General features: G+C 61.4%; 21 protein-coding genes. 9 read left to right on the top strand and 12 right to left on the bottom strand.

Annotated elements, in window-relative coordinates:
• Positions 1-399, top strand: a 399-nt coding sequence (locus SGJ19_23095) for a hypothetical protein (protein ID MDZ4783143.1), incomplete at its 5' end; no start/stop codon positions are given.
• A 189-nt stretch (positions 400-588) separates the two neighbouring features.
• Positions 589-807, top strand: coding sequence for a hypothetical protein (locus SGJ19_23090; GenBank protein MDZ4783142.1), 219 nt, complete (start codon positions 589-591; stop codon positions 805-807).
• A gap of 53 nt (positions 808-860) precedes the next feature.
• Here SGJ19_23090 and SGJ19_23085 read toward each other — a convergent pair whose 3' ends face one another.
• Together SGJ19_23085 and SGJ19_23080 are read right to left on the bottom strand one after the other, a co-directional pair.
• Positions 861-2,186 carry a reverse transcriptase family protein gene (locus tag SGJ19_23085; protein ID MDZ4783141.1) on the bottom strand — a complete coding sequence of 442 codons (1,326 nt, stop codon included), beginning with the start codon at positions 2,184-2,186 and terminating at the stop codon, positions 861-863.
• A 276-nt stretch (positions 2,187-2,462) separates the two neighbouring features.
• Complete coding sequence (locus SGJ19_23080; protein ID MDZ4783140.1) at positions 2,463-5,057, bottom strand: hypothetical protein; 2,595 nt, start codon at positions 5,055-5,057, stop codon at positions 2,463-2,465.
• Positions 5,058-5,320: 263 nt separating this feature from the next.
• Here SGJ19_23080 and SGJ19_23075 point away from each other — a divergent pair, with 263 nt between their 5' ends.
• Positions 5,321-6,514: an enolase C-terminal domain-like protein gene (locus tag SGJ19_23075; protein ID MDZ4783139.1), complete on the top strand. Its 1,194-nt coding sequence runs from the start codon at positions 5,321-5,323 to the stop codon at positions 6,512-6,514.
• 9 nt (positions 6,515-6,523) lie between these two features.
• Here SGJ19_23075 and SGJ19_23070 read toward each other — a convergent pair whose 3' ends face one another.
• The 3 genes from SGJ19_23070 to SGJ19_23060 form a co-directional block, all read right to left on the bottom strand.
• Positions 6,524-8,149: a hypothetical protein gene (locus SGJ19_23070; protein ID MDZ4783138.1), complete on the bottom strand. Its 1,626-nt coding sequence runs from the start codon at positions 8,147-8,149 to the stop codon at positions 6,524-6,526.
• 364 nt (positions 8,150-8,513) lie between these two features.
• Positions 8,514-8,762: a hypothetical protein gene (locus SGJ19_23065; GenBank protein MDZ4783137.1), complete on the bottom strand. Its 249-nt coding sequence runs from the start codon at positions 8,760-8,762 to the stop codon at positions 8,514-8,516.
• A 308-nt stretch (positions 8,763-9,070) separates the two neighbouring features.
• Positions 9,071-10,408: an MFS transporter gene (locus SGJ19_23060; GenBank protein ID MDZ4783136.1), complete on the bottom strand. Its 1,338-nt coding sequence runs from the start codon at positions 10,406-10,408 to the stop codon at positions 9,071-9,073.
• A 698-nt stretch (positions 10,409-11,106) separates the two neighbouring features.
• Here SGJ19_23060 and SGJ19_23055 point away from each other — a divergent pair.
• The 3 genes from SGJ19_23055 to SGJ19_23045 all read left to right on the top strand — a co-directional run bounded on the left by SGJ19_23055 (position 11,107) and on the right by SGJ19_23045 (position 12,756).
• Positions 11,107-11,541 (top strand): VOC family protein, encoded by a 435-nt coding sequence (locus tag SGJ19_23055; GenBank protein MDZ4783135.1) that lies wholly within the window; start codon positions 11,107-11,109, stop codon positions 11,539-11,541.
• Between the two features lie 54 nt (positions 11,542-11,595).
• A complete protein-coding gene (locus SGJ19_23050) occupies positions 11,596-11,955 on the top strand; it encodes a YciI family protein (GenBank protein MDZ4783134.1) in 360 nt (119 codons plus the stop codon).
• A 135-nt stretch (positions 11,956-12,090) separates the two neighbouring features.
• Positions 12,091-12,756, top strand: a complete 666-nt coding sequence (locus SGJ19_23045) for a hypothetical protein (GenBank protein MDZ4783133.1) — start codon at positions 12,091-12,093, stop codon at positions 12,754-12,756.
• 29 nt (positions 12,757-12,785) lie between these two features.
• Here the strand turns inward: SGJ19_23045 and SGJ19_23040 are convergent, their stop codons facing one another.
• Positions 12,786-13,781: a cytochrome d ubiquinol oxidase subunit II gene (locus SGJ19_23040; GenBank protein ID MDZ4783132.1), complete on the bottom strand. Its 996-nt coding sequence runs from the start codon at positions 13,779-13,781 to the stop codon at positions 12,786-12,788.
• Positions 13,778-15,094 (bottom strand): cytochrome ubiquinol oxidase subunit I, encoded by a 1,317-nt coding sequence (locus SGJ19_23035; protein ID MDZ4783131.1) that lies wholly within the window; start codon positions 15,092-15,094, stop codon positions 13,778-13,780. The genes SGJ19_23040 and SGJ19_23035 overlap by 4 nt, the downstream gene beginning before the upstream one ends.
• A gap of 140 nt (positions 15,095-15,234) precedes the next feature.
• On the opposite strand from SGJ19_23035, the gene SGJ19_23030 reads away from it, so the two are divergent.
• Positions 15,235-16,485, top strand: coding sequence for a cytochrome P450 (locus tag SGJ19_23030; GenBank protein MDZ4783130.1), 1,251 nt, complete (start codon positions 15,235-15,237; stop codon positions 16,483-16,485).
• A 46-nt stretch (positions 16,486-16,531) separates the two neighbouring features.
• Here SGJ19_23030 and SGJ19_23025 read toward each other — a convergent pair whose 3' ends face one another.
• Positions 16,532-17,383, bottom strand: coding sequence for an aldo/keto reductase (locus SGJ19_23025; protein ID MDZ4783129.1), 852 nt, complete (start codon positions 17,381-17,383; stop codon positions 16,532-16,534).
• A 107-nt stretch (positions 17,384-17,490) separates the two neighbouring features.
• On the bottom strand, positions 17,491-18,399 hold the full coding sequence (locus SGJ19_23020) for a metallophosphoesterase (GenBank protein MDZ4783128.1): 909 nt from the start codon (positions 18,397-18,399) through the stop codon (positions 17,491-17,493).
• Between the two features lie 186 nt (positions 18,400-18,585).
• Here SGJ19_23020 and SGJ19_23015 point away from each other — a divergent pair, with 186 nt between their 5' ends.
• The gene (locus SGJ19_23015; protein MDZ4783127.1) at positions 18,586-18,870 is read left to right on the top strand and encodes an antibiotic biosynthesis monooxygenase; all 285 of its coding nucleotides are present in this window, start codon (positions 18,586-18,588) and stop codon (positions 18,868-18,870) included.
• A gap of 23 nt (positions 18,871-18,893) precedes the next feature.
• Here SGJ19_23015 and SGJ19_23010 read toward each other — a convergent pair whose 3' ends face one another.
• The gene (locus SGJ19_23010; GenBank protein MDZ4783126.1) at positions 18,894-19,250 is read right to left on the bottom strand and encodes a 2Fe-2S iron-sulfur cluster-binding protein; all 357 of its coding nucleotides are present in this window, start codon (positions 19,248-19,250) and stop codon (positions 18,894-18,896) included.
• Between the two features lie 279 nt (positions 19,251-19,529).
• On the bottom strand, positions 19,530-21,563 hold the full coding sequence (locus tag SGJ19_23005) for a glycoside hydrolase family 97 protein (GenBank protein MDZ4783125.1): 2,034 nt from the start codon (positions 21,561-21,563) through the stop codon (positions 19,530-19,532).
• A 307-nt stretch (positions 21,564-21,870) separates the two neighbouring features.
• Between SGJ19_23005 and SGJ19_23000 the strand changes: the two genes are divergently transcribed.
• A complete protein-coding gene (locus SGJ19_23000) occupies positions 21,871-22,644 on the top strand; it encodes a DUF2071 domain-containing protein (protein MDZ4783124.1) in 774 nt (257 codons plus the stop codon).
• 29 nt (positions 22,645-22,673) lie between these two features.
• Here the strand turns inward: SGJ19_23000 and SGJ19_22995 are convergent, their stop codons facing one another.
• The gene (locus tag SGJ19_22995) at positions 22,674-26,582 is read right to left on the bottom strand and encodes a hypothetical protein (protein ID MDZ4783123.1); all 3,909 of its coding nucleotides are present in this window, start codon (positions 26,580-26,582) and stop codon (positions 22,674-22,676) included.
• Between the last annotated feature and the right edge of the window lie 238 nt (positions 26,583-26,820).

Below are 26,820 nucleotides of genomic sequence, written 5' to 3'. Positions count from 1 at the left end.
GACTGGATCTACACGCTGTTCCGCGAGCAAGGCGCACTCGCGCGGCCCGGCAATACGCAGCTTTACAGTTTGCTCTGCAAGGTGCGGCTCTACCTCAAGTACCGGCTGAGCGAAGTCCTCGGCGCCGGCTTCGGCTACGACCCGGCCCAGCAGCCCGGCGATCAGCCGATCATGTTCAGCGGCTGCTACTTCGCCTCGACCGGCGAAACGGAAGACCGCCAGGCCTTCGTGAAAGGCGTCTTCGACAAGCTCGTCGACGAGCAAGAATACGTCGAGTGGACCCACCGCGCCCTCAAATCCGACCGCCGCTACCGCTGGGCCGCCTACACCGGCATCGCGGCTTCGGTATCGCTGTTCTTGGGCCTGATCGGCATGATGGCGATGCGAGCTTGGGGATGATATGCTCCAAGCCTGAGGAGCAATCTCTGCATGCACATCATATCCATCGTTCTAGGCATATTCGCAATCTGGCGTGGAACACGCGACGCTCCTCGCGGCACAGTCTTTGCGGCGGGCGTTCTTTTTAGCGTCATTGGTTGGGCGATCGATCGCGGTCCAGCCTGGCCGATTCAGTCCATCGCGGGAGACATGAAGATCGTTGGATTCGTAGCCCTTTGCGTTGGCGGAATGGAATTGGCGTGGGTATTAATCGAAGCCGTGCGAGCGCGTCGCGAACGACGCAAAGAGTTGGAGAACTTCAGCGTCGCACAATTGACGGCCAGAATCCACGACTTGGTCGCGAAACACCCTGGCGAACAGATCACCTTTGAAGTCGTGCGGGAGAATCCGAAGCGGAAGGACCGGTAGTTGCAGCGCGATAGCCGCCGCGTTTTTCTGAACGGCGAGACTACGTCGTGGCTTCAGGTCCAGTCGATTTGCTCTAGCAATTGCCGCAGCCGATTTCCCCGTTCCGGATGGATCGACTCGATAAACGCCACGCTGCCCGTCAGATGTGCTCGGAAGTTCTCGATGGCTGCGCGGTTCTGTGATTCTGGGCCGTGGCGAACGCAGTTAGTGAGCGTCGCTTTCAGTCGGTCGTAATCGACGCGCGCGACGTTCAATCGTTCGTTGACAACGATTCCCGCCAAGCGTTGTCGCATGCCTTGGCGCATGATGCGCGTCTTGCGAAAGTTCGGCGTGAAGTTTTCTTCAAGCACAATCGCGCACGCATGATGCTGAAATCGATGCACAACCCGCGCGAAAGTCGCGCCGCCGGAAAACGCCAGGTCGTCCGCATAGCGCGTGTAGTTAGCGCCGGCCGATCTCGCGATTCCCTCCAGTCGGCAGTCTAAGCGGAACGCGCAGAGATTCGCCAACGCGGGCGACGTCGGCGCTCCCTGTGGCAAATGGGGAAGATCGTATGCGCGACGGGGATCGCGATTCGTCGCACCAGTGCCACGCCAATCCAAGTTATGCCAAATGTCATCCGGGGTGCGATTCGTGCAAAGTCCCGCTAACGAATCGGCGACTGATTCGGGATAGCCTGCCGCTGTGAAGATCGCACGAATGCGCGGCTTGGCAATCGACGGAAAGAAGTCTTGCAAGTCGAACTTCAGTACAACGTCCTGCCCTACGTGCGGCGCGGCGAATGACCGGATGGAACACCCGCTCCGAAAGCCGTGCGCGGCGTCGTGCGGTGGTATGAGATTGACGATTCCGTCCAGTACCCGTCGCTGGATCGCCTTGAGTCGCGGCTTGGGCGCTTCGATGAGCCTTACCTGGCCGAACTTCTTGGCCAGCACTCGATATCGATAATTCCGCGCTCGCTCCGTCGCGCGCTTCGCTTCCCAGGATCGAAGGTCGGCAAACCATTCCAACTCCCGCACAGAAACGCCGAGCCATTCGCTCAACGCGCCGATCGAGCAAATCTCTGGGACATTCCACGCGACGGCGGCCGTCATTGGCGCCATTCGCGCCGGAATCAGCGGCCAAGTGACGATCTTCAGTTTGCCCCGCGAACTTGCGCGTTGAAAGGCAACGTCGTCCTGGATAAAGCAAACCAGTTCTCTTCGCCGCGGCCGCGCCGTGCCGCCGAATCGGCCGACAATGCGCCGCGCCAAGCTCGGCAACCACTTGGGAGACTTCCCGAGGACCATTGCACCGCGGTCGACGAGCCGCTGTTCGTCGAACTCGTCCGCCAGGAACGCCATGGCAAGCGCGCGGGCGACAGCGGTTGAGGAATCCATGGCAACAACGAAAAAACGGCGGAATGCTCCAACGAGTCGGGTCCTGCGCGAGCAATCATGCTCGCAGCGCATCGCGGCTCGCGCGACGAAATCCTAGCCATTCACGATCCCCAGGGGTATCCCCTGAGAGGCATGTTCCATGCGTAACGCACGGTCAACGCCAGCTTGGAGCACTCCGCCGCCGTTCGACATTATAGCCAATGCCATGTGTCGCATACGCCATCAAGCGCCATTCCAAATTACACCCTGCCGGCGCAGTTCCCGCGGTGGACAGCGCTAAGGTGCGATAAAACCGCGCATCTCCGTTTCATAGCGATCGAGGAATTCCAGACTCGCCGGCAGCTTGTTACGGCGGAGCCAGGTTTCGTAGGAAATGGTTTGCTTGGCGGTTGGCAGCTCCTTGGTCCAGAGCAGCCCGTCCCCTTCGAGGCCGACTACCGCGTTGCCTTGCTGCTTGCGGGCGCGGAGGTTCAGCTCTTTGTCGTCCATTTTGTATGTGATCAGCGTGTACTCTTCATCGCGAATGCCGCCTGCTTCCGGCTTCCAGCCCAGCGGGGCCAGGGCCTGGGTGAACCGCTCCGCGGTGTCGGCCAAAGTGGCGCCAGGAATCTGAATTTCGATCTGTTTCGAGTCGACGTCAAACTTGGGCGGCTGCGCTCCTTCTACCGTCGGGATATCGGCCGCTTCCAAGCCGACATCGTCCCCTTCCTCGATGGGTTCCTCTTCCGCTTGCGACAATTCCCAGAGCGAACCGGTAGCCTCACCGACTTGGACCAAGGTGTTCCCGTTCGGCAGCTTCGTCAGTCCGACGGTCAAGTTGCTCTGGCCGCGGAGGTAAGTCAGCCAGGCGTGATCGTCCTTCTTGGACCGGCCCTGTTCGCGGATGAGCCAGCCGTCGGCGACGAGCGCTTCGTCGTAGAACTTTTGCGCCTGATCCAATGTCAGCGCCGTCGTCGCCACCAGCGTGGGATCGGTCGAGCCGTCGAACTCGATGTACCCGGCATCGGGCGGCGGCGGCACGGAACTGTTGTTCGGAAAGAGGCTGTATTGAATGGTGTAGCTGTCAGGGTCGACCGGGAACTTGCCGATCGAGACGCGCAGCGTGGTTCCATTGCGCAGAAAAGTCATGTCGCGCTCGTCGGGCGTCTCGCCGTGCGAACTTTTCAGGCGCGTGTAGCCGATCCAACCAGCCTCTTTCATTTTGCGCAAGAGCGTGGTTTCGATCTGCAGGAGATCGGCCTTGGTGCGATACGACAAGCTTCCCGCCGACTCATATGCGGTCTCGATGGGCGCGGCATCGAAGCGCGGCGTCCAGCGCATGTCGTAGTTGCCATCGAGGTGCGCCATGATGTTGGTTTTTCCATCGCCGGAATCGTAGCAGCTTACGGAAAGCCGACAGCCTCCTTTGCCGAACTCCATGGCCGCGGGATTCAGCGCGCTGACCTCCGTCAACGTCCAGCCGGCTTGCTCCAAGAAATACTTGTAGAAGGTCTTGGCTTCATCCGGCTTTACTGCCGCGAGACCGCCGAAATCGCCCGCGCTGATGAAGTTTGACTCGTTGCCGGGAAGTCGGGGGAATGTTCGCAGATCAATGACTTGTTCCATTTGAGCCTGGGTCGCCGGCGCTTTGGAGGCCTTATCCGGCAGTGCTACCGGCTGATGCAATGGCTTCAACGCCACGGCGGCGCCTTGGCTTGGCGTGCCCCAAACGCGTGTGCAACCGCTCTCCGACGCCACGACCAACAGATTGGTCGAAGGAAGCCAGCCGACGCCGACGATCGCCCAGCCGAAGCTGTCGATGACCTGCGTGACGCGACGCTCAGCCAGGTTCCAGATTTGCACCGATCCGCCATTCGTGGTCGCCATGAATTTTCCATCCGGCGAATAGGCGATCCGTTCGCTGCCGGAAACGCCTTGCGTGATTTCAAACGAAGGCTTTACGTCCGCGGCGTTAAAAAAGTGCAACGAGTCGTCGCCGCCCAAGATGAATTGCGCGCCGTCCGGCGAACGCGCCAGGGCGTGGCTATAGCGGCCTGCCGAAAATGCTTGCACCAGTTTTCCGGTGCTCGGGTCCCAGAGCGACGTGGACTCTCCCGCGGCGGCCAAAACATTGGGCGCCACGTATTCGATGTGATTGACGCTGTTGGTATCGACCTCGAATTCGTGGCGCGGTTCCAGTTGATCCGCGCTCCAGACATTGATTTTGTTGTCATACGAGATGGTCGCGATCTCCTGCCCGTCGGGCGAGATCGCCAGACCTTCAATGCTGTTCGTGCCAAGTTCTTTAGCGACGATTTCGCTGCGGTCCTCGAGACTCCAGATCCGCACCTTGCCCGTCGAGTCGCCGACGGCGAACCATTTTCCATCCGGCGCGACGGCCAACGAGTGAATCGATCGCTCGCCGTCCTCCGGGGTCAGTTCCAGGAAGACGTGCTCAGGCTCGTCGCCCTCCAGCGACCACAACAAAACGCGCGAGCCGGCCACGATAAAGTGCCGGCCATCGGCGGTTGCAGCTACGCAGGAGGTGAAACTGGTTTTCTCCCATTCGCGAATCCCCAGCAACTGCACCGGCGCAAACGGCGCCGGCGTCCAAAGTTTGATTTGATCGGCCGTCGGCGCCGCAATGGTCTGGGCAGGCGGCGCGGCTGCCTTGGGAGAAGCCGGCGCGGCTGTTTGCGGACTTGCGACGTTCGCAGGGCCGACGCCTTTCTCGACCGAGTCCTCGGCCGACGCGCTGGGCGGCGCGACAGTATCCTCCGAGGTATTCGCCGGAACTTGTGCAGGCTGGCTATCCGGCGCGCCTTTCCCGCAGCTCAGGGTCAGCGACGTGAGCATTGCCGCCCCGACGAAATAAGGCCACTTCCAGGCCACGATGCGCAGCTGGCGTTGGTTCCGGGCGCAGGATCGCGTCGATGAGTATTCTGGGCGGACCATATGTTTTCGTGCGTCCAAGTCGTTCTGTAAATTGTGGAGAACTCCGACGAATGTACCGCCGTCAGGGTCGCGTGGCTATCCATTCCCGATGAGCCAGCGAGCGTCCAAAAATCGGTGGTTTGGTCCTCGACAGCGGCCGTCAGGGACAAGAAAATCGTGTGCACGGAAGCATCGCGCCCAATCGCCCGAGAGGATTCATCATGCGTCGTCGAGAATTTGTCGCGGCCGTGGCTGCGGCGGCCTTTGTCGGAGCGGCGCGCGCCGCCGAAGTTCCGCAAGATGTGCGCATCGTGCGCGCGGTCGGCTTTGACGTGACAAGTCGTCGCTCGAAAGTGGCTGGGCGCAATGCACAAAAGGAAGTCCACGGCGACCAATCGACGGACCGCATGGTGCGCCTTTACACGAACACCGGCGCGGAAGGCTTCGGCCACTGCCGCGCGGATGAGCAGGATGTCGCGAAGCTTATTGGCAAGCCACTGACGGAGTTTTACCGCGCGAGCGACACGGCCATGTCCGGGCCGCTCGGCGCCGGGACGATGCCGCTCTGGGACTTGCTCGGCAAGCTCACGCAACAGCCGGTGTACGCATTGCTCGGCGGCAAAGGCGCGGAGCAGGTTCCGGTCTACGACGGCTCGATTTACTTCGCCGACCTGTTGCCGCAGTATGCGGACAAGTGGGAGGATCGCTTCCGGACCGAGATCGACATGGGCTTGGAGATCGGCCATCGCGCGTTCAAGATCAAGATCGGGCGTGGCGCGAAATGGATGCGCCGCGACGAAGGAAATGCGCGCGACGTGGCCGTGGTGAAGTTGATCCGCGAGCACGCCGGGCCGGACGTGCTGCTGGGCGTCGATGCGAACAACGGCTACGATTTGGCCGGCGCGAAACGCTTTCTGGAACAATCGGGCGATGCCAACCTGGCGTTCGTGGAAGAGCTGTTCGAGGAAACCGTCGACGACTGTCTTGCATTGAAAGCGTTCATCCAGGAGCACAGCTGGGCGACCCTCGTGGCAGACGGCGAAACGCAGTCGCAGCTCGACGTGTTCAAGCCGTTCATCTCGGCCCAGGCGATCGAGCTCTATCAAGGCGACATGAATCACTTCGGCGTGGAAGGCATTTTGACGGAAGCCGCCTGGGCGCGCGAAACCGGTCTGCGCGTCGCGCCGCACAATTGGGGTTCGCTCATCGGCTACTATGCCCAACTCCACGTCGGCCGGGCGATCGACAATTTCTATCGCGCCGAACACGATCCGCTCACCACGGACGTGCTCGTTGCGGAAGGCTACGCTCGAAAAGACGGCCTGGCCACCGTGCCGTCCGCACCGGGCTTTGGGCTTTCCATTGATGAGGACCGGTTCGCGTCTGGGGCCAAGGTTCGCTTCGATTTGAGCTAAGCGACCGCTTCAACGACTCATTCGATAGCCGCGAATAGGGACGGTGTTGTCCGCGGCCCATTGGGTCTTGCCGGGGAAGAGCTTGCTGTCGCACTCCATCCCGGCGGCGAGATCGATCGTTTGACCAGGCCCGACGATCGGCCGACCGGTTGCGTCTTTGAGGAAGCCTGAGAATTTCGAGGCAATCTCCACTTCGCTGCCATCCAGTGAGACGGCCAGGTGAATGGTGTCGCTCGTGCCGAGTTTCAAGTCTTCGGTAATCTGCGGGGCGCCTTCGCGGTAGGTATATTCCGATTTATAGTGCGCGCGTTCGACGCCGTTCGCGTCGAGCCGGCCGTATTGGCTCTTGCCGAGCGTCAGCGTTTGGTTGAGGACGTGTTGGTCGCCGCCAAGTCCACAAAAACCGTAGAAGGATTTGCGGAAGCTGTTGTTGACGAACTCGAATTGCACTTCGCAGTCGTCGCCAATATTGACGCCGAAATAGCATTCGTCGTCGCGCGTGGGCAGAAAGCCGGTGCCGGCGTTTTGATCGACGTCCATGTAGGCGTAGAAGTAGCCTCGCCCGCCGTCGGGATGCGTGCGGCCGACTTGCCCTGCCACTCGGGCATACAGATAGATGTGCTCGTCGTCGTGTGCAACCTTGAATTCCAGCAAATCCACGTCGGGCACGTATTCCAAATACGGAACCAGATCGCCGCGCGGATCATCGATGCCAACTATGTTGCGCCAATCGTCGAAGTTGCCGTCGATCTTGATTTTGGACGACGCGGGCTTGGGTTGATCCGCGCGCGGAGCGGGCGCAGTCACGATCAACTTCTCGCCATCGCCGTTGGCCGATGGTGTGAAGTTGCCGGGAAACGTGAACGTCACGCTGGGCATTGCGTCCTCTGGGAGATCTGCGCCTACTCGGTAGTTGCTTTCTTGGAAGTACGTGCCGGCTTGATTGTCATAGGAGCCCAATTGAACGTCTTCGCGACGAAACGTGTTTGGCACAGTGGCCTGGGCGAGTGTATTCGTACTGTTTTCGCATTGAAGTACGAGCGACACCATGGCCGGCGACTTCGTCTTTGTTGCTTGAGAGGGCACGTAGTTGAGCGAGAACGTTCCGGCGACTGCGTTGCCATTGGCGTCGCTTAATTGTAGTGGCAGGAAGTCCAGTGATACGGTAATCACCGGGCCGGTGACGGCGACATCCCGGTAAAGGGTATTTTCGTTGGCGTCGTAGCGGAGTTGCGAGACATCGTCCGGCCAGGTTGGGAGGAGAGCGCGGTTGTCGTGATAGAACGTGTTCGGCGCGAAGCGGCCTTGGTCGTCGATCGTGCCGACGAGTTGTTCGCGCTGGGACGTGAAGGCGCGCACCTGGCGTGCGTTATTGTCGAGGACAATGCGGGCGTCGCGGTGGTATTGGCGGGCGGGCGATTGGTGATTTTCGCGGCGCGTTGTGACTTGGATATCAGTGGCGACAGGTTGCGCGCCGGGTTTGGGATAAACCAAGGCCGCCGGTGAGGCGGGATCGCCGAGCCAGACGAGGTCGCGGTTTTGGTAGGTGAGCTCGAAGGTGATTTCGCGCGTGATTTGCTGGGCAGCGGCAGAGGTGGCGAGGCAGGCGTAGCAGAGGAATTGGATGGCAAACATGCGGAGAGGGAACATTCAGGCAGGGCTCCCGGTGGGCGGGTTTGGTTTCAGGCGGGGTGGATGAGGGGGCAGTCGTTTTAGAATAGTCGTTGATACGATTTTTTCGAGGTGTGCGAGGCGGGAATTGGTGGTTCACCACGGAGGCACGGAGAGGAGAGGAGAGGAGAGGAGAGGAGAGGAGTTGGAACCGCGAAAGGTGCGAAAAGGGGAATGGTGTTTTGGATGGATGTGGGGTGGGGAATTGGTGCTGGAGTGACTTGTTAGTTGTTGGCGGGACGGCGGCTTTCTGTGGTTGTGGCGGGGCAACTTACCGATGCCGCCATTCGATCGCCTGCGATTCGATCATCGTATCGCTCCTATCGAACTAGACCCAGGGCCGCCTATTCTTGAGAGCCGCAACCGCACGTTCGACTCCTCGCTGAAAAATTTCGAGTGGAACGGACCGAATCACCAAGTCTTCCACCAGCCCCAGCCCAGGCAATTCAATGACGAGCTTGTCGACGCCCTCTTCTTGGCTGAGCGAAGCCAAATGCTTTCCGTCGACTTCGATCAAGGCAAAACAATACTCATGCGCATCGTCGCTCGCAATGTAAACGTCGATTCGCTCGTCCATTTATTTGTTCTCCGCTCTTGAGTAATCGAAGGAACGGACAGGCTCGCCAACGCAGACGTACTGTATCGTGGTCCACGGCCAACCGCGAAAGCTAACGACGGCTTTCAAACGCCGTTGCTCGCCGCCCTGACAATTCGATATCGAGTTACCGAGGCGAGTGCAGTGAATGATTTACCACGCAGCGCTGGGCGCGCGGCGAGTCATGCAATCCCAAGACGGCGTTCACTGTGGACTTGGTTAGTCCATTGATGGCTTGCGCAGTGCTGACAAGGTCAGGTATGCATGACCTATTTGGGGCAGTTGCCTTTTTAGCTTGTCACGCGGCTCGGGGCCGTGAGTTCGGGGTAATCCGCCAGCGGTTCGCCAGCGTCGGCGGTGGCTTCTGCGGCGGCTGCGAGGCTGATGGATTCGGCGGAGATTCGCGGGTCGTCGGTGATGCGGACGCGGCCGGCTACCCAGAGACTTAGGAGAGTGGCGGCGGCGGCGATCCAGCCGACTATGCCGAAGCGGCCGATCTGGCCCGAAGGACTTTCGGTGATGATCGCGCCGCCCACGTAGGCGCCGATGCCGGCGGCAATGTGCTGCACGGACGAGTTTGCGCTGAGGAAGGCGCCGCGGCGATGCGAGGCCACGCTGCTGGTGATCATGGCCATCGCGGGAATCATGCGTCCGGCATTGCAGACCATGAGGGCGCCGAAGATCGCTACGACGACGGCGGTCGAAGTGGTCGGCAGGTGCGTGATGATGAGCAGCAAGATCGCCGAGCCGGGGGCGATGACGCGGAAGGTCAGGAGTTTACCAAAATGATCGGCGAGGCGGCCGATGATGGGGGCGGCGAGTAAGGTAAGGGCTCCGCCGGCGATGTAGATCAGGGGGAGTCGCTGTTCGGTAAGACCAACGTTCTTGACGAGGTACGCACTTAAGTACGGGAAGACGGTGAAGCTGCTGAGCATCAGCGCGATGATCAATGCGAAGGCGCGGCGATGATTCGATTGCGAAAATGTGTCGACGAGCGAGCTGAGGGGATGCGCGTGTTGCTTGCCGACGTGGGCGTTGAGCGCGGGGAGCGCGAAGGGAGTGAGCAAGAGCGCCGGCAGGCCGCCGATGACGAGCGCGACGAACGGGATATGCCAGCCGTAGTTCGTGCCGAGGAACAGCCCGAAGGGGACGCCAGCGACGGAGGCGAGCGAGAACCCGGTCATGAGGGAGCCGGTGGCACGGCCGCGGCGGTGTTCGGGGAAGACGTCGCCGATGATGGCCATCGCCATGCCGCCGAGGATGCCTCCGAAGGCGCCGGTGAGGACGCGGGCCGCGACGAGGGTTTCGTACGTCGGGGCGAATGCGCAAAGCAGAGTGCCGAGTAGGAACCCCGCGTAGAGGACCATGAAGGTCGTGCGACGGGCGAAGCGATCGATGATCGACGAGGCAACCAGTCCGGCGGCGCCGGCGGCGAAGGTGTACGAGGAGACGATCACGCCGAATTGGGCGGGATTGATGTTGAGCGTCCGCATGAGCTGCGGGCCGAGCGGCATGACGATCATGAAGTCCACGATCGTCGTAAACTGCACGGCGGCGAGGATCAGCAGAATGAGCTTTTCGCTGCTGGCAGAATGTATGACGGGCTCGCTGGCGGAGGGGGTTTTCATGGGAGAGTGCTGGAGTCTGATTCCTTGACTTTGATTCGGTTCCGAATGTGGGACACCGGGTGCGGAGGCGGGTTCACTGGGGCTGGGACGGGGCGAGGTGCCGAGCTCAGCTCGCACTGGCGGGCCAGCCGCCAGTGGCACCCTCGGCGTCGCCCGGAGTGGGACGCGTGATTAGATTGTCGCGGGGCCGTCCGGCAATACAATGGCGGGCGAGATTCACCCGGCCTCTCGACTGAATGATGGCATGTCAGGGGCAATACTTGGCGAGCCACTTTTCAAGCGCTCACCGAGGAAACCGCCGGCGTTGTTCTACACGTCTGTTTCCGCGCATTCGGCGACAACCACGAAAAGCACGAACCTCTTGTAAGGAAGCGGTTTGCGTTGCAAGAATTGACACGACGGCTGGAAATGGATGGATCTCCTTAGCTCACCCAAGTATCCCAGGCGTTCGTGTTTTTCGCGCCTTTCGTGGTTCCTTCTGAGAGGTGTAGCACAACGAGGGAAATCACGGGGTGATGCGGTGCATGGATTAGGCCACGGCAACCGTGCATCTACCGGTTTTTTTGCCGCGAGGGTTTTTTGCCGAGAATGAAATTCGACGTCGATTTGGCCGGGCATCAGACGACTAAGTTGCAAAGAGAGTCGGGGTTCACGACTCTCCTGCATTGCCGCGGCATTCCAATTCAAGAGGTACTCCCATGAGCGGAACGACGATTACGCCCTATTTGTTCTTTGGCGGGCGATGCGAGGAAGCGATGGCGTTCTACGGCCAGGCCGTGGGCGCGGAGATCGTGATGATGATGCGGTACAATGAAAGCCCCGATGCGCCGCCGCCGGGAATGTTGCAGCCGGGCTTCGAGAACAAGGTGATGCACGCGACGGTCACGATTCAAGGTGCGACGTTGATGGCGTCCGACGGTTGCGACGAGCGACTGAACTTCGGCGGGTTTAAATTGGCGTTGTCACTTCCGACGGAAGCCCAGGCAACGAAGGCGTTTGGCGCGCTCTCCGATGGCGGCAGCGTGCAGATGCCGCCCACGAAGACGTTCTGGTCGCCGTGTTTTGGCATGTTGACTGACCGGTTCGGCGTCGAGTGGATGGTGACCGTAACGACGGACGCCGGCGCGAAATGAACTCTCGCCTGGGGTCGGTCCGCGCATTTCACCAAACACTTTGCGAGGATGCACATGAAGTACCTGGTGCTGTTGTACGCTGAACCGGGAGCCTGGCCGCCGGAGGAACATCGGGTGGCGCTGCAGGAATCGATCGACTTGTGTCACACGTTGCACGCGCGAGGGCAGTACTTGGGGGCGGCGCCGCTGGAGCCGGTGTCGCTGGCGAAGTGCGTGCGCGTGCGTGGCGCTTCGCCAATCGTCTCGGACGGACCGTACGCCGAGACGAAAGAGCAGCTTGGCGGTTACTTTTTGATCGACGTCGAGAGCATGGACGAAGCGATCGCGATCGCGGCGCAGATTCCCGGAGCACGGCGCGGGACGGCGGAGATTCGTCCGGTGATGGAGGTGACGGGGTTGCCGGCGCCGCGGTAGGTGTTGTGACATCGATGCTGCGCGTGATTGCGTGCGAGCGCCTTTTGCAATCACCAGGAAGGCGTGATATAAGTCCGTGTTCCTTATTGGCGGCACGGAGGTTGTGCCGCGGCGTTGTTGGTCGTGAGTTGTGCGATGCCAGGCGATGAATTGCCGGAAGGTTCGTCGCTGCGATTGCGGACCAACAGGGATGGCGACGTTCAGCGGATCACGAATGAGATCCAGGGCTACATCGCGGCCCGGGGACAGATCTCGCACGCCATAGTCACGGCCTGCGGCGTGGCGATCACGATGCTGGTGTTGATCAGCAATCGAAACGTCGCGCCCGATGCTTGGCCCAGTCTGGCCGCGCCGTTGCAGGCGACTGCGTTCGCCGCGAATTGCGTGTACGCGTTGTATTTGTGGAGCGGCTGGACGTTCTTGAACGATCTCATCATGCTCGGCGGATATTTGGCGTGCAGCGGGCAATCGGATTGGGAAGCCCGAATTCTGCCGGCGCTGCAAAAGCACCTGGGGCGCCGCAAGCTCGGAATGGGCTGGCGGTTTGGCCTCAACCGTCAGATGTACGTGGTGTACTTCGCCGTCTCGCTGCTGACGCCGTTCCTGGCCGCGTGCCTGTTGGGCTGGAGTCGCTGGTCGAGTTGGGTCGAGGTCGATCGGAATTGGAGCTGGGCTGTCTTGCCGTTCGTGCCGCCCGTGATCGTGTTGTCGCTAATTCTATGGCGGATTCGGCATGCGAAGATGGATCAGCGCTGGCTGGCGACTTGGCGCGACGTGGAGCGGATGCTGGAAGACGAATGACTTGGTTTCCGCACCGCATGAAGTGGCGTCTACGACTTCTCTGTCTTGAAGACGCGGAAGAGTAGCCACAGCGATGGTACGAGGAGCGCTGCGCCAAAGGGGATCGTCCAGAGCAGAAAGCGGATGGTGGGCGAAGGAGCCGCGGCGGCGAGGAGCGTGACGTCCGGATAAATCAGATACGGATGTTGCGCGAGTCCCCAGCCGAGGAGCAGGAAGATGATTTCGCCGGCGGCGAAGATTTGGCTCCATCGATAGCGGCGATTAAACACGGCCCAGGCGGAGAGGCCGAAGCAGATTAAGCCCGCGCTGAGCACCGGCAAGGCACGTAATTTCGTGAGTTCGCGCACGAACCAGTTCGCTTCCTGGACGCCGAAGCCGAGCACGATGAAGGAAAGTCCGGCCGTCGCGGTGCCCGCCCAGATGGCGCGTTGTCGGAAATCTTCGCGGAGGTCGCCGTCAGTTTCGACGGCGAGATAAACCGCCGCGAGATAAGCACAAGCGGCCAAAGCGAGCAAGCCGCAGGCAAACGCATACGGGCTGAGCCAATGTCCGCGCGGCATGGCGCTGATATCGCCGCTGGCGTCGATGCGGATGTGGCCTTCGGTGACGACGCCGAACGCGACGCCCAGCAGGACGGGCGAGATTGTCGACGCCACGCCGAAGACAACGCCCCAGGGACTGGGGCCATCGGAGGCCGCGCCGCGAAAGACGAAGGCGGCCCCGCGCAGCATGATTCCCAAGAGCGCGAGGTGAAACGGCGCGAACAGCGCGACGCTGAGCGGGGCGTAGCCATGGGGGAAGCAGGTGAAGAGGACGACGATCACGAAGATCAGCCAAACGTGATTGGCCTCCCAGACGGGGCCCATGGCATGGCGAATGGCCGTGCGCTGAGCGCGCTTGCGCGGCCCGGCGGCGAAGAGATCCCAGACACCGCCGCCGAAATCGGCGCCGCCGAGCAGTGCGTAGGCCATCAAGCCCAGGAGCGCGGCGGCGGCAGCGGCGTTGACGAGTTGTTCGTGCGTCATGCGGCGTCCCGCGCTCCCGGTTGAGGTGGGCGGGCCATGCGGGAGAGCAGCACGAGTACGGTGACGGTCAACGTCGCGTACAGCGCTGTGAACAGATAGAACACGGCCGGAACGCCGGCGGCGGTGGTGACGGCGTCCTCGGTGCGAAGGACGCCGTTGATGACCCAAGGTTGGCGGCCGACTTCGGTAACCATCCAGCCGGCTTCGAGGGCGATGAAGCCGAGCGGCGCGGAGATGACGAGCGCCCACAGCAGAAGTCGGCTCGGCGCGAACGCCGGGCCCTGCCGGTAACGGGCGAACCAGTACCAGACGGAGAGGAACATCAGGTAGACGCCGATGCCAACCATGATTTGAAACGAAAGATGCGTGAGCTCCACGTTCGGCCAATCGGACTCCGGGAGCTGATCCAAGCCCGGCACGACGGCGTTCATGTCGTGCGCCGCGAGAAAACTCAAGCCGCCGGGAAGCTCGATGGCCCAGTCGGTGTGGCGCGATTCCACGTCGGGCCAGCCGCCAATACGGAGCGGAGCGCGGGCTTGCGTTTCGAATTGCCCTTCCATGGCGGCGAACTTGGCAGGCTGCGTTTGAAAGACGAACTTGGCGAGAAAATCGCCGCTGACCGGTTGCAAAAGCGCCGCGACGGCGCCGACTGCCATGGCGATGTTCATGGCGGTCAGGGACTTCGCGCCCTGCCTTCCGCGGAGGCAGGCGAAGGCGTAGTAGCCAGCGACGGCAAAGGCCACCGAGGTATAACAAGCGAGCGTCGAATGCACGGCCATGTAGAACCAGCCGGCCTGCTTGAAGATGGCGATGGGGTCGCTGACGACGACGCGCGAGCCGTCGAGTTCGAAGCCGACTGGCAATTGCATCCAAGCGTTCACGCCGAGGACGAGTATGCCGGAGACCATGCCGGAGACGGCAATGACGACGCCGCACCACCAATGCGCGCGAGGCGACAAGCGATCCCAGCCATACAGATAGAGGCCGATGAAGATGGCTTCCAGAAAAAAGGCGTAACCTTCGAGGCCGAAGATATGGCCGACGACCGCGCCGGTGATTTCCATATAACGCGGCCAGAGGAGGCCAAGCTCGAACGCCAAGGCGGTGCCGGAGATGGCGCCGACGGCGAACAGAAGGCCGGTGACTTTCGCCCAGCGTTTGCCGAGGTCGAGGTCGTGTTGCTGGCCGGTGCGGAGATAGCGCCCTTCGACGAGCACCAGCAAGAGCGGGAGTCCGATGCCGATGGCGGCAAAGACCATATGAAACGCGAGCGACACCGTCATCTGGAGTCGCGCGGCTGTCAACGTATCCATGGCGGGTAGGTGAACCGACGGTGCGTCGAACCTGTCCAAGTCAAGAGACGACGTTATTGTAGACCTTTTTCGCCTGCTCATAAGCGGCGATGAGCGCGAGCGCCCGCGTGGTACAATGCGCCGCATTCAGGCGACAGCCCATGCAGGAGACGGCAGTGCAAAATCCGGCGGCGATGCGTTTCGACCTCACCTCGCAAGCGTTCAAAGCGAATCCGTTTCCGACGTTGGCGCGGATGCGCGAGGCCGGGCAGGTGATTCGGGTGCGCGTCCCGTTGTTCGGCCAGGTCTGGGCGGCGACCAGTTATGAGGCGGTGAACGATTTACTGAGAGATCACACTCGGTACTTGCAGAATCCAACGACGGCGGGACATTCGGGGATGGGATTGCTACTACGGTGCCTGCCTAAGCGTTTGCAGCCGTTGCGAATGCAGATGCTGGCCAAGGACGAGCCAGACCATCGACGGCTGCGGAATCTGGTGGATCAGGCGTTTCAACGGCAACAGGTTGAGTCGCTCAGGCCTCGATTGGAAGCGCTCGCAACCGATGCGCTCGACCAATTCGCCGTGGAAGCGCGTCGCAATCCGTCAGGCGTCGATTTGATTACGCATTTCGCGCGGCCTTTCCCGCTGTCCGTGATCTGCGAATTGTTGGGCCTGCCTCAAGAAGATCGCGCGCAGTTCACGCGCTGGGCGTCGCGATTCGGCGTGGTGACGAACATTCTGGGAATTGTGCGGGCATTGAGCGGGCTGTCAAAACTATTGAATTACGTGCGCGAGGAGATTGTGCGGCAACGCGCCCGGCCCCGCGACGGGTTGTTGTCGGCGCTGATTCACGTGGAAGCGGCGGGGGATCGGCTGAACGAAGACGAGTTGGTGGCGATGGTGTTTCTGCTGCTGGTCGCCGGGCACGAGACGACGCTGCATCAGATCGCCGGCAGCGCGTTAATACTGTTGGATCATCCGGAGCAGTTTCGAGAGTTGCGCGAGGATTGGCGCCTGGTCGAGACCGCGGTGCCGGAGTTGTTTCGATACCTTTCGTTTGCCCAGACCACCAAGCCGCGGTATGCGCGCGAGGACTTGGAATTACAAGGTCAGGCAATCGGCAAAGGCGAGATGGTGCTGGCGTTTTTGGCGGCGGCAAATTTCGATCCGCAGTATTTTGCGCACGCCGAGACGTTGGATTTGCATCGCCAGCCGAACCGCCATCTGGCGCTCGGGGCCGGGATTCACTACTGCCTGGGCGCGAAATTGGCCGTGATGGAGACGGAGGTCGCGCTGCGGCAGTTGTTCACGCGCTTCCCGAATCTGCGGCTGGCCGGGCGACGTGAAGACGTGCGTTACACGAAGCGGTTTGGCTCGCGCGGATTGGCGGCGCTACCGGTTTGCGTGTGAGGCGCGGCTCGCCTGCAGCGCGTCGCCTTTGGGCGCGTTGTTGCGCTCAGCGAATGCCGATATGAAGGATCTCCTCGACTTCGCTCGGTTCTAATCGGAAGTCGAAGATATCGAGATCGGATTTCATATGCTCTTGGTCCGTCGTGCCAGTCAGGGGAAGCATGCCGACTTCGAGAGCGAAGCGGAACACGATTTGGGCGATGGTGCGATTGTGGCGTTGCGCGATACTTGCGATTGCAGGCGCGGCCAGCACATTGCGATTCGCCGTCAACAGCGAAAAGCCCTGATAGACGATGCGATTGTCCGCACAGAAGGCGCGGACATCGTGATCCCAGCCCCGAACTGCGAAGCAACGGTTCTGCACGAAACTGGGACGGATCCGTGCTTGCTGGCAGAGGAGTTGAAGTTGTTCGAGTGACACGTTGCTGACACCAAGCAGGCGTACACGACCGCTGTTGTGAATGCCTTCCATGGCTCGCCAGGCGGCCCAGTCGTCGGCCGTCAGTCCGACGGACGTCGAAGGCCCATGCAAGACATAGGAATCGATACGTTCGACGCCGAAATGCTGCAACGAGCTCGCGAACGACTGCGCGACCTGTTCGGCGATTGGAGACTCGGGATTGTAGGGCAGGCGATGATCTTGCCCGGCACGGAAGGTGAACTTGGTTTGCAGGAACAGATCGTCGCGGATGACGAGGCCGGTGGCGATCGACGCCGCGATGGCCTGCCCGACGGCCGCCTCGTGATAGTGGCGGCGCTGGTTGGCGGTGTCGATGCCGCGAAATCCCTGCTGCAGCGCCAGCTCGGTGAGCGGCTGCGTGCGGTCTTCCTTCCACGCAGTTCCGTAGAGGAAGCGAGGCACGGCGACATCGTTAATCGTCAAGCTTCGGTCGATCATCGCTTTTCAATATCGAAGACTGCGATTGAGTGTTGTAGCCACGACGCCCGAGTCGCCTGCTCTGACCAGCATCGCCTCCTGTCGGCGAAACCATCCATGGGCCAACTTCACGTGCGCCATTTCAAGTCTAGCGTTTCGCCTTGCTTGGGGTGCTTGGCGTCGATTGCGCGGAGTTCGAATTTCGCGCCGTGGTCGTTCAGCGTGCAATGCACCCAGCCGTTCGGGTCGCCAGCTTGAAATGGATAGGCCGTCGGCGGCAGGTTGACGAAGTGGATCCCTTCATACTCGCGATGACTCCAGTGGTGCGTGTGACCGAAGACGTAGGCTTTCACTTGCCGGCGCGGGAGCAGGATCTCGAACAGCGCGTCAGTATCCGTCAGCGCCGAACTCTTGGGGTTCTTCGGATCGGGATTGTGGTGGACCATGACGATGGCTGGCTTGTCGGGCTGCGCGTCGAGCGCGGTGACCAGCCAATGCAATTGCGTTTCGCCCAGCGTGCCTGGCGCCTCATTGGTCGTGACCAGGGAATCGAGCAGCAGCCAATTTACGCGCGGTGATTCGATGACGGTGATCTGCCGGGATTCGACTGGCGGCTGCGGGGCCTTTTGGTTGGCAATTGCTTGCCAGAAGTTCTCACGGTGATCGTGGTTTCCCAGCGACAAGTGTACGGGGATGTCGGCGGCCGTGACGGTGCTCATCATTTCCGCTAGCAACTGATAGTCGGCTGGCTGCCCATCGAGCATGGCCAGGTCGCCGTTGACGAGGAGGCCCGAGGGTCGTTGCGGCAGCCCGCGCACTTCGTTCAAGACCTGGTCGAGGTTCTTGAAGAGATGCACCTCGTTCTTGATTTCGTCGCGATCGCCCGAGAGGTGTGTGTCGGAGAGCAGGGCCCAACTTTCGCCGTCGGCGGCGAGGGCGTCCGCCTTGGTCCACCGCACAGTCAGCAGCCCGACACCGGCGGCAACCGATGTGCGCAGAAACTGACGACGACCGACGGCGGGCAAATGAATCGGCATGGACGCACCAGCGGGGAAGAAATGCGGCGGGAAGGCCGGTTGGTGAGCAACGGATAGATTAACCGCGACGCGACGCCCATTCAATCGGCGCGTGCTAGTGGCCTTCCCGGCGGACTGATAGAATCGCCGCTGATCCGACAGTGTCGATCATTCGTCCATGAACCTTCAGCAGGAGCGCCTTTCAGCATGATCACCGTCGGCATGAATTATCACGTACTTCCGGGCAAACAGGCTGATTTCGAAGAGAAGTTCGCCGCCGTGATCACGGCTTTGAAGGCCGCCGAAGGGCACACCAGCTCGACGCTCTGGAAAGACGTCAGCGACGACGCCTCGTACCTGATCACCAGCGAGTGGTCGGAGGAGCAGGCCTTCCTCGATTTCATTCACAGCCAGGCGTTCAAAGACGTGACAAGCTGGGGCAAGGAGCAGATTCTCTCGGGCCGCCCGCAGCACAAGATTTACAAGCACTAGATCTCGCGGCGACCCGCTGCAATTTACTTGCTGACCCATTCCGGCGCGGGCTGGATTTCGGCGGCCGGGGCGTGTCCGGCGTCTTTGCGGCCGCTGCCTTCCAAACGGCTGGTGGCCCGGACCGACATATCGTGATCGCAGGCGATCTGGCAGCTCAGTCGCACCGCGGACAGACCTTTCGCCGCGAGGACGTCCCGTTCGGCGACGGTGATGCGATCCGGCTCGCCCGCGAGGAACTCGACGCGGCAGGTCGTGCAGCGCGCATTGCCGCCGCAGGCGTGCAACTGGTCGATGCCGGCTTCTTCCGTCAGGGCGAGCACGAGTCGCTTGCCGGCGGGAACTTCGAACTCGCCTACTCCCTCGACGGTTAACTTCGGCATGACTGGCTCCCTTGGCTAGCTCGTGGGTGTATTGCTGGCTTGAGCCCCTAACTTAGCGGTTGAGCGGGATTCGCCAAGTGCTTGACAGGCGAATGCTTTTCTTTGGGGGTAAAGAGGCAACCACGAAAAGCACGAAAGACACGAACCTTGGGTAGAGGCGTGGATGTCGTTTCGAAACACACATTTGGCGGAGACTCGTTTGTTTGGAATGCAATCGCCATGCTGCACTCCGCCGCTCGTGCTTTTCGTGGTTCCTGCTGATTCATGTGGAACGACGCGTCACTGCGGCGCCAGGCGGCCGATAAAACCGCCGCCGGGGGCGAGGGATACTTTGAGTGTGGTAGTGGCGGTGGCTGATTGTTGCGATTCGGTGATCTTGTTGGGTTGTTCCTCGTCCATGGAGCCGTCGGCGTTGAGCGACAGAGTGAATTCGCCCTCACCGAGGAACGTCAGCGGTACGTCCAACGTGCGCGGCGTCCAGTTCGTGATACCGCCGAGGAACCACGACTTCCCGCTTCGCCGGGCCAGGACGACGTATTGACCAGGTTCGCCGGCGACGAAGCGCGTTTCATCCCAAGTCGACGGCATTTTGCAGAGGAAGTCGAACCCGGGCTGACCTTCGTAGTGGTCGGGGCGATCCGCGAGCATCGGCATCGGGTTCTCGTAGACCAGATAGAGTGCCATGTGATGGCAGCGCGTGCCCAATACGACCGGCGAGAGCACCTCAGGCTTGAAGGCGGCGCGCGAGACGGAGCGGAAGCCGCCGAGGTGGTAGTCGACGGGGCCTGCCAGTCCGCGCGTGTAAGCGACGTTGACGTTATGGTCGGGCGTGCAGAGCGCGCCCCACTTCAAGTACTCCAGGTTGAGCACGCCTTCGCGATTGAACAAGTTCGGGAAAGTGCGCTGCTCGCCGCTGAATTTCGATGAGCCGTGGACCTGAATGTTGAGTTTGTGGCGCGCAGCGCTTTCCAGCAGCCGCTCCGTGAATTCGATCATCTCCTGATCGTCGCGATCGAGGAAATCGACCATCAGGCCGGCGACGCCCCATTGCTCGTAGAGCGTGAACGCCTCTTCGAGATGCGTGCTGAGCGGTTGCCAATGCACCCATAGTCGAATGCCCACGCCGCGCTCGCGCGCGTAGGCGAAGATGGCGGGCAAATCGAGCTCGGGACGTTGCTTACGGACATCCGCGTCCGGGCTGGGGGCGGCGTAGTTAGTGCTGGTTTGCGGATACCATGGCCGACCGTCGCCAGCGAGCATGTGGTAGGCGATGCCATGCTGGGCGCAGAAGTCGATGTATTTTTTGTGCCGGTTGACGAAGGTTTCGGTCACGTGTGGGAGTTGGTAGTCGAGTTCGAATTCGCCCGCCCACCAGTCAAAGGTCGTCTTGCCGGGGCGTGCCCAAGCGAAATCGCCTTGGGGCGGATCGTTAAGGCATAAGAGCAGGTTGCTTTCGAGGAGTGCGCCGGCCGTATCTGCTAGCAGGATGACGCGCCAGGGGCTTTCCAGAGTTTCGTCGGTGATGACGGCGGCATCGTCGCGATGGAAGGAAGGCGAAAGTCGTGAACGAAGCAACGACTTGTCGCTCGCCGGACGATCGAGATACATGCCGGCGAAATGACGGACGCGGGCTTCGGTGATGGCGGCGGCTTGACCGCTGGGCCAGACCAGCAGCATGGGGCAGTCGATGAGGCGACCGGTCGGCACTTGGGAAAGTGGCTGGAATTCATAGAGGGATTCGTGCGAAGTGCGGAATCCGTCTAGGGTGTTGCAGAGGGCGTTGGGTGCGCCGGCCACATTGAACTCGGTTTGTTCGCGCAGCAATTCAATTTGTTTTGCCTCGGGTTGCCGGGGAATGCGGTAGCGGAACGCCACGCCATCGTCGTACGCGCGGAGTTCGACCTGCCAAGTCGCGCTGGCGGCGTTTTGGCAGTTCGCCACGACATAAGTGCAATGGTCGTGCAGCGTTTTCGATCGATCCCAACTCAAGGGCGATTCTTGGTCGATGGCGCCGCGCTGCGCTTCGACCAGTTCGGTGCCCGACCCGAGTCCGCCGTTCGGCGAAATGACGGGATCAATGAGCGAGGGTTCGATGATTGGCTCACCGTCGCGCCGCACTTCGTAGGCCAACTTACCGTCGACGACTTGAAGTTGAATTTCGTTACGGCCGTTCGGCGAACGCGCTGTCAGCGGCGTCGCAGCGGAGACGCCCGATTGAACGACACATTGGCAGGCGACGGCTAGCACGAAACCTGCGAGGCGGCCTTCCCAGGATCGACATTGACGACTTAGCAAGCGGAGCGCATCACGCATGAATATCGGGCCTGGTTGAATAGTGGGATTTGACGCCGCAAAACGACGATGCGGCGGAGTTCCGGCGGTGGACGATCACATTCTGGCTCAAACGATGGTCCGAGGGAACAGGGTGGAAACGCTATATTGACACCTTACCTGGCGGCGAGAACCGCAGCCAACGTTGATTCCGAAGCGCTCCAGGCGGTATCGCTTAAGGCTCGATGGGGAATTGTTACCGCTGAGAGAAGTCGGCACTGCATCCGCGTTAATTCGCCCTGACTTCTTCGGTTGTTGCCCTGAGCCAGGCAATTCTTAGGGTCGCACCATGAACCACGGTCAAGTATTTCTCACGGCGGAATGGCGCTGGCTGGCGATGTTCAATTGGCCGGCGCCGGACGATTTGTTGCGGCAATACTTGCCGCGCGGACTGGAGTTGGACCGTTGGCAGGGGCAGCCGTATGTGAGCATCGTGGGGTTCATGTTTCGCGACACTCGACTGCGCGGCTGGGCAATACCGGGGCATCGCACGTTCGCAGAGCTGAATCTGCGGTTCTATGTGCGTCAACCGGACGAGCCAGAGAGCCGGGGCGTCTGCTTTGTTCGCGAGGTCGTGGCCCTGCCAGCGGTGACTTGGGTGGCGCGCGCCGCGTACAACGAGAACTACGTTACGTGCCCAATGCGCTTTCGTCATTCATGCACGGGACAACAACTCGCAGACGGCGACCATGTGGAGTATTCATGGAAGCGCGCAGGGCGCTGGAATAAAGTGAGTGCGCGAACCGCGAACGCGCCGCGAATTCCCGCGCCGGAGTCGGCCGAGGAATACTTCACCGAAAACTACTGGGGCTATACCGCGCAGCGCGATGGGACTACCAAGCAGTATCGCGTGGAGCATCCACCCTGGCTGATTTGGCCGACGACTGAGGTGACTTGGGATTGCGACGTGGCCGCGATGTATGGCGAAGAATGGCAAGACGTCCTTCGCGGCGCGCCGGAGTCCGCGAATTTGATCGAAGGCTCGGCGATCAATGTCTATACGGGCAGGCGTTTGGAAATGGCGCATCCGTCCGTAACGAGACAATCCGTTGCGGCGTCCTGAGTGATTGCGTCTGTGGAAAGGGTGACGGCTTACTCGTCATCCGCCAAGCGCTTATCGTCCAGCCATTCCTTGAGTTGCCGGTCGATTTCTTCCCACGTCAGCCGCACTTGTTCCGCCGGCCAGATGAGCGGCGGCGCGTCGGTGGCTTCTTCGGAACGGGCGATTTCCTCTTCCAGATCGACGAGCCAGCGCGGCACGTCCAGACCGGCGCCGGTCGGGGCGTCGGCGAATTCGACCACTTCATGTTCCAGTAGTTCGAAGCTCGGGCTCGTACCGGTCGCGCGGACTTCCTGCATAGCGGGGCGAATCAACGCGCGCATCCGGTCGATCGCCAGTGGGCGCACAAAGCGCTCTTCGAGGCGATCCTGAATCGTCGCGAGTCGCAGTCCATATTCCGCATTGAGCTCCGCGAGCCGTTTCAAGTGCCAGGTGGCGACGTCGGACGTCTTTTCGGCGATCGCGCGCCGCCACGTTTCGGCCGCGGCGGTGCGCCCGGCCTGAATCAAGACCTGGTGCGCGAGCGTGACCGGCTTCAGGTTCCATTCGAAGCGATCGTAGCTGGCCTTCAGTCGCAGCAGGTCAAGCAGCATGTAGATCAGCTCGCCGCGGTCCGATTGCGTCGTCGTCGTGTTGAAGTCGCGATAGACGTCGAAGTTCTCGCCCACCGCTTCCAACACGAGCGCCAGTGTGCTGGCAGCCTGCTCGCGGTCGTAGCCTTCGGCAATGGCCTCGATGAGTCGCGGCTGTTCGCCGGTATCGATCGCTTCGAGACAGCCGTCGATCCACGCGCCGACGCCCTGATGGAGAATCGCCCGCATGTTGCCGGGATGAAAGAACTGTTGCGTAAACAAATCGCGGCCGAAGCGGCGGATGAACTCAACGAGCTCCTTCCAACGACGTTCGTCGACGACGCGCTCCAGCACGCTTAGGCGCACGCGCCGACTATGATTGAGCCAACGTTCGACCAGTGGTTCGGAGACAACCTGCAGGGCCTCGATCAGTTCGTTGTCGGCGTCGAGCGGGCGCTGACTCCGCGTTTCCAATCGCACGACGCTGTCGACGATCGCCACGAAGCCGGCCTCGAAGAGTCGGTCGTATTCGGTGACGACTCCATCCGACGACCCGCGATGCCGCTCCATGCGCCGCGCGGTATCGAGTAACTGCCAAGATTCCAGCAACAGGCCGAGTCGCGGGAGCGATTCCAGCCAATATTCGATCAACGTATGAAAGACGCGCGAAGCGACAATCTTGCGCGGATCGCCACCCTTGGTGAGCGGCGTGTACAGGATCGGCTCCGCATCGAGACGCGCAAGCACCTCCGGGAAACAAGCCCGCGCCGCGTTCGCGTCAGTCCGTAACACCGCGCGCAAGAGCGCGACGGCCGAGGCCTGCCATGGCGGCGTAGCGCGCTGAGTACTCGTCGCCTGGTCCTCTCCGGCCGCGGCACGCAGCCAAATCGACGCCAGGTTCGCGTCCACTAGACATTGGCCGACGTGATGCAGCACCTGGTCTTTCAATCCGCGGCGGCGATCGTAATCCAACAGCGATTCTTCCGTCGGCAGCGGACGCGGGATGCTCTGTTGCTGTACGGAGACCAGTAGCTCGCGGAGCCCACGTTCCCAGTCTTCGGTTTGCCGATCCCAGTCCATGGTCGTGGCGGACATCTCATCGGCCGCGACGCCCGACTGCGAGGCCAATTCCACGGCCAGCTTACGCCAGCGCGCGACGCCTTCCAGCATGGCGAGCCTGGACTTAACGCGCCGCCATTCGCGTTCCCATTCGTCGTCGGTCGCTTCGCCGCCGGAGACCATGTCTCCTTCGACGCCGTCGTCGGTCGTGTCGCGGTAGGTCATCTCGTCATATGCCGCGCCGAAGACGTCTTCCTCTTCGTCGTCGTTCGGATGCGACAGCGCATCGCCCGGCTCGCGACTGTATTCGTTCAAGGCCCAACGCGGCGATTCCCACCAATGCTCGGCGTTGGCTTCCAGGTAGTCGTGGAATTTGCGGGTTAGTTGCCACTTAGTTTCCGAAGTGCCTTCGTCCGTCCGAGCCCAGAGCGTGCGAAGCCAGCGTAGCGCCAACGCGTGAAACGAATGTTCCAGATCGACGAGCGGCACTTCGGCGGCGGTAAGCCATTGCATCATCAGCGCCATGGCGGCCACGTGATCGTGCTTCTCCAGCAGCGCCGCCACGACCTGCCCGAAGGCCTTGGGTGAGCGGAATTCGTGAATATGCTTGCGCCAGAAGCCCACGTCTCCCGCGGCGGATTCCGCGCGCCGCCAGGTGGCGAGACCGGCGGCGACCTGGCGCGCCGACTCGGTCACTTCGCGACCGGAGAAACTGCGGACGTTACTGACTTCGGTGGTGGCGAACTGGTCCCACCATTCGGCGAGCTCCTGGGATCGCTCGCGCGCCTCTTGCCGCAATGATTCTTGTCCGGCGATGGCCGCTTCGCTTTCCCACCGCGTCAGGAGCGCGAATACTTGTTCCACGGAATCGATCAGCACCTCGATGCGGTGATCGACGACGGAGTTTTGGATGGCGGGAAAGAGGCTGAAGTTGCCGGTGAATCCCAGGATGTTCCAGGGATCGACGATCGCCCCGCATTGGATGCCGCGGTCCAGCAAGGATCGCATTTGCCTCGCATGCTCTGCACCAGCGGCCACGTCTCCCAACGAAAACGAACGCAGCGCCGTCACGCGGGCGCATTGCATCTGACAGAGCAACCGCGCCGACGCGACGGGCACGACCTCGGCCTGGCGCAGCGACGCGGCTGGCTGTCCCATCCGCGAAAACAGCTGCGCCAATTGCACGTGCTGCAACTGCTTGGCGCGCAGCCGCGCCAGCCGGTGATTCAAGTATTGTCGCACGGCGCCGAACGGCTGCTGGTTGCGCTGCGCCTCGGCTTGCAAGCGCTCGCCACGTTTGCCGGACTGGCGGGCGAGCGTGTCCTGGTAATAGGCGTCGCGATACTTCGCCACATGCGCGACGATCTTCATCAATGTCATCGACGAATCGTGCGCGTCAGGCCCGCTGCCGCTCACGCCAGCGGCCATCAGGATGGTTCCGGCCAGCACCACGGCCGATTCGAACAACAATTCGTCGCGCGCCGCGCCTTGGGCATGTTGCGGGCGTTCGTTCAAGGCGTCAAGCGTAATTTGTTGGATCACAAAACGCCGGTAGAAGCCGCCGAGATCGACGATGTTCAGATCCCAGCAACCGAACATGTAATTCGGCCGCTTGTTGACCGGGTGATCGAAATCAAACGCCCGCGGATCGAATGCCAGTTCGTCCACCAACTCGGGGTCAAAGCCGGCCTGACGCAGGATTTCCGGCGGTGTTGATCGCAGCACCTCAAAGGTGCGCTCGATCAATTCCGCATACGGCCCTGCGCCGACGCCAGCCTCGCGCAGCATGATCGGGACGGGGCGCACCCACTCATGCGGATACGGTTCGATCCGCTTGCCTTCCAAAGTCGCCAGGGGGCGATAACCGAGGAAGTCGTTGAGTAACTCGATCGACTTGGCGACGATACGGTCGGTTTCGTCCCACGGTCCACCGACGGACAACGCCGTCTCGAACGCGCGGGCCAAGAAAAACGGCCGGAACAAGGCTTCGTCGGTCTGGTGGAACAAAAGGTCGGCGTGAAAGGCGCGGTAGGCGGGCAGCAACTTTCCAAACACCAGCCGCAGCACGCCGGACGCCTGACCTGCGTCGGAAAAAGGCCCCGGGGCGCCAGCCTTCGCTTGCAACCGAGCCGCCAGCATATCTCCGACTTCGCTCCAGGCGCCTTGCGGGTGATTTCCCTCAATCTCGGCGAACAGCCGGTTCAGGCCGCGCTGAAAGCGCACGTCCGGCGCGCCGGAGGAGAAGTTCAGATAGCCCAACAGCGCGTCAATGTCCGCAGGCGCATCCGTCAGCGGCGTGGGCGTGTCCATGCGGTATGAGTTCGCTTGCGGAAGTCCAATTTCGGCCGCTGCTCGCGCGAGCATTTGCCGACGCAACTTGTTGTTCAGCGGCAGTTTATGAATAGCCGTCGCGACATCTGTCGCGTCTGAGGCCAAATCATCCTAGGCCATTCCGGAAACGCGGTCGAGGGGCGTACGAGTCAACCCGGAAACGCAATCGCGCGGGCGCAGCGCTTTCCCCTGCGTGCCGTCTAGGTTATCTTGCCGA

It is taken from the genome of Planctomycetia bacterium (assembly GCA_034440135.1).
GTDB lineage: Bacteria > Planctomycetota > Planctomycetia > Pirellulales > JALHLM01 > JALHLM01.
Note: the sequence above shows the minus strand (reverse complement) of the source record. Positions and strands in the feature narration are given on the sequence as shown.